This window comes from Anaerobiospirillum sp. NML120511 (assembly GCF_023050955.1).
Taxonomy (GTDB): domain Bacteria; phylum Pseudomonadota; class Gammaproteobacteria; order Enterobacterales; family Succinivibrionaceae; genus Anaerobiospirillum.
Genome location: NZ_JALKIK010000100.1, coordinates 1 through 1,972, shown reverse-complemented (window position 1 = coordinate 1,972; position 1,972 = coordinate 1). Strand labels below are relative to the sequence as shown.

At 41.4% G+C, this 1,972-nt stretch carries 1 protein-coding gene; it reads left to right on the top strand.

What is annotated here, in order from left to right:
• Window positions 1-233: 233 nt before the first annotated feature.
• On the top strand, window positions 234-1,972 hold a 1,739-nt coding region (locus tag MXE39_RS12800; protein ID WP_246978244.1), incomplete at its 3' end, for a transposase.

The window sequence follows — 1,972 nt, the reverse complement described above, 5'->3', positions numbered from 1 at the left end:
AATAAAACTTTCCCACAATTATGTACTAAATAAATAGATATCCGTCAATGACAAATATTGATGTGCATAAGACTCTTACTAGTTTTGCGATAAATAAGCGGAATAAGACAAAAACAAATTTAAATAATATTAGACATAACTATTAACAAATATTATTTATATAGTTCACAGGATATCTGAACTAAGGTTATAATACAGTCTGGAATTTATGTTAACTTTATCTTCGAGAGTTTATGGTACCAGACGATATTAAGAGTGTCGATAGGCCTAAAAACACCGTAGTTGTCGATACTGGCAGCTCCGGCGGCAGACGCTACGCTGTAAGGGAGAGAGCTGGTTATAAAATGACCGCCGGCAACAACCCTGGGCCTCGCAATGGCAAGATTATCGGGTACATCTGTAGTGGCAGATTTATCCCAAAGTCCGAGTTCATTAACGATGTCTCGAAGAACACCAGTGAGAGACTTCAGTACGGTGCTGCTGCTTTTGTTCATGCTACCTGTGCTGATATTTACTCAGATCTTCTGGAGTGTTTTACCGTTGAGGATGCAAATCGTATTTTCACCATAGCATCTCTCAGGGTAACCAACCCTGGTATAGCATGTAATCGCTATGCTTCTAAGGCCAGAATGAGCTTCATAAGCAAGCTTTACCCATGCATTGGGCTTTCTAAGAACAGCATAACTCAGCTTCTTGAGAACCTGGGCAAAGCGCCAACAAGGTTAAAGGATTTCTATGCTTTAAGACTGAACAAAGTTGCAGAATCAAGCAACCTTATGATTGATGGTGTCCTCAAGCAAGATACCGGTGATAACACCCTTTCCATGCCATCAGCTAAAACTCATCTCAAAGGTCATAAGGAGATCTCTGTTATATATGCATACGACCATGACATGTCAGAGGTTGTCTGCGCAAAGGCGTATCAGGGAAATATGCTTGATGCTAAAGCCTTTCGAGATTTCATTCTTGATAACAAGATTGAAAGAGGCACAATCGTATGTGATAAGGGATTCAATGTAAGCAAGATTTCTGATCTTCTGGAACAGTACCCTGATCTTCACTACATTGCTCCGATTAAGCGGAATGACAAGCGCATTTTCGAGCACAATATGCTGGCTTGTGACAGTACTGCCATACTCAACAACGGTCATATGGTCATGTACAAGAAGCTTAAATTGGCTGATGGTACATTTATGTACACCGTAAGAGATGTAACAAGAGGAGAAGCCGAAAAGCACGCAATCTTACACCGCATCAATGACGATACAGCCTCGCTGGATGGTGATAAGTTCCTGGAAAGTATGTGGATTCATGGAACGATTACATTTCTCTCAGACAGGGATCTTGATCCATTAGATGTACTTGAGTATTACAGTAACAGATGGCTTCTTGAAATCGTATTTGATCACTACAAAAACACCCTTGATCTGGACATTACCAGGGTTCAATCAAAGCAGGCTGTTATTGGCAATGAGTTTATAAACTTTATTGCTACGCTGATGCTTTGCAAGATCATTACCCCCATCAAGAAGCTTGAGAAAGACGGAGAATTAACACGTCTTTCAATCAGAACCAGACTGGAAGATCTCAGGGACATTGACCGTAATGTTGATGCACCTTTTCGCGGTCACATTGACGATGGCTGCTGGAATCTTCCAGCCAGAGACAGTGCATTTGAGCTACTTGTTAAGCTGGGTCTTGCTGATGCTTCACAAAGTTATTTAGAGAGTATATCTTCTAAAAAAAGAAGGTCTCCAAAGTCCAAAACAAGGGCAGCTGACAAGCCTGATGATTATGGATGTAATGAGACAGGAACGGAGCTTAAGCCGCTTAAACGAGGCCCTGGCAGACCTAAAGGAAGTAAAAACAAAAAGACGCTACTACAAGAGGCGTCTTTTGTTGGACCAATGCCTAAGAAAAGAGGTCGTGGTCGACCTGCTGGCAGTAGAAACAGGAAGCTTGTTGAGTTTGA